Genomic DNA, 2,054 nt, shown 5'->3' on the forward strand with positions numbered 1-2,054 from the left:
GGCCGCCCTATGCGCCGGCTCCAGAAAGAACCTCATGAATTTTCGTCCGCTTCACGACCGCGTCGTCATCCGACGCGCGGAAGGCGATCTCAAATCCAAAGGCGGGATCATCATTCCCGACACCGCGAAGGAAAAACCGCAGGAAGGCGAGGTGATCGCCGTTGGCCCAGGTTCCCGCGACGAAAGGGGCAATCTGGTTCCTCTCGACGTCAAGGCGGGCGATCTTATCCTGTTCGGCAAATGGTCCGGGACAGAGGTTAGGATCGACGGCGAAGACCTCCTGATCATGAGGGAGAGCGATATCATGGGCATCGTCGAGATGATCGGATCGGCCGCCAAGAAAGCCGCCTGACCGGATTCCTCGCCCCATTTTCAAGACAGAACTGGACGAAGATCATGCCTGCCAAGGAAATCAAATTTTCCACCGATGCGCGCGATCGCATGCTGCGCGGCGTCGAATTGCTCAACAACGCAGTCAAGGTGACGCTCGGCCCGAAGGGCCGCAACGTGGTCATCGACAAATCTTATGGCGCGCCGCGCATCACCAAGGACGGCGTCACCGTCGCTCGGGAGATCGAGCTGTCCGACAAGTTCGAGAACATGGGCGCGCAGATGGTGCGCGAGGTGGCATCCAAAACCAATGACCTCGCCGGCGACGGTACCACCACGGCAACGGTGCTTGCCGCTTCGATATTGCGCGAGGGCGCCAAGCTGGTCGCCGCCGGCATGAACCCAATGGACCTGAAGCGGGGCATCGACCTCGGCGTGGCAGCTGTGGTCAAGGAGATCCGGGCGCGGGCCAAGAAGGTGAAGTCTTCGGCCGAAGTGGCCCAAGTCGGCACCATCGCCGCCAATGGCGACACGGTCGTCGGCGAGATGATTGCCAAGGCAATGGACAAGGTAGGCAACGAGGGCGTCATCACGGTCGAGGAGGCCAAGACCGCAGAGACGGAGCTCGACGTGGTCGAGGGCATGCAGTTCGACCGCGGCTATCTTTCTCCCTACTTCGTCACCAATCCGGAAAAGATGCGCGTGGAACTAGAGGATCCCTACCTTCTCATTCACGAGAAGAAGCTGGGTAACCTGCAGGCCATGCTGCCGATCCTCGAAGCCGTGGTGCAGAGCGGCAAGCCATTGCTCATAATTTCGGAAGATGTCGAGGGCGAGGCGCTTGCGACGCTGGTCGTCAACAAGCTGCGCGGCGGGCTCAAGGTGGCTGCCGTCAAGGCTCCGGGCTTCGGCGACCGCCGCAAGGCTATGCTGGAGGACATCGCGGTGCTGACCGCCGGTCAGATGATCTCTGAAGATCTCGGCATCAAGCTGGAAAACGTCACGCTCGACATGCTCGGCCGCGCCAAGCGCGTGCTGATCGAGAAGGAAACGACGACGATCGTCGATGGCTCCGGCGACAAGGCCGGAATTGCGGCGCGTATTAGCCAGATCAAGGCACAGATCGAGGAGACCACCTCCGACTACGATAAGGAGAAACTGCAGGAGCGGCTGGCGAAGCTTGCCGGCGGCGTCGCGGTGATCCGCGTCGGTGGCGCGACAGAGACCGAGGTCAAAGAGAAGAAGGACCGCATCGACGATGCGCTCAACGCCACCCGCGCGGCTGTCGAGGAAGGTATCGTGCCCGGTGGTGGCGTCGCGCTGCTGCGGGCAAGAGCCGTGCTAGCATCTCTCGCCAGCGCCAATGCCGATGTCAACGCCGGCATCTCAATCGTGCTCAGGGCGCTCGAAGCCCCGATCAGGCAGATCGCCGAAAATGCCGGTGTCGAAGGCTCGATCGTGGTCGGCAGGTTGACCGACGGCAAAGATCAAAACCAGGGCTTCGATGCGCAGACCGAAACCTATGTCGACATGATCAAGGCAGGCATTGTTGATCCGGCCAAGGTCGTCATAACTGCACTGCAGGACGCCGGCTCCATCGCCGCGCTGCTGATTACCGCCGAGGCGATGATTGCCGATATCCCTGCGAAAGACTCCGCGCCGGCGGCCGGCAACGGCGGCATGGGCGCAATGGGATACTGACAACAGTGCCTCAACCGTTCGGC

General features: G+C 61.5%; 2 protein-coding genes. Both read left to right on the top strand.

Translation table 11 applies throughout. The features are described 5' to 3' along the window. The first annotated feature begins 34 nt into the window (after positions 1-34). A complete protein-coding gene (locus AC3WTO_RS31100) occupies positions 35-352 on the top strand; it encodes a co-chaperone GroES (protein WP_492465082.1) in 318 nt (105 codons plus the stop codon). Between the two features lie 44 nt (positions 353-396). Next, the gene (gene groL, locus AC3WTO_RS31105; RefSeq protein ID WP_492465081.1) at positions 397-2,031 is read left to right on the top strand and encodes a chaperonin GroEL; all 1,635 of its coding nucleotides are present in this window, start codon (positions 397-399) and stop codon (positions 2,029-2,031) included. The last annotated feature ends 23 nt before the right edge of the window (positions 2,032-2,054 follow it).

Source organism: Mesorhizobium sp. EU05-FHT14A09 (genome assembly GCF_058790995.1).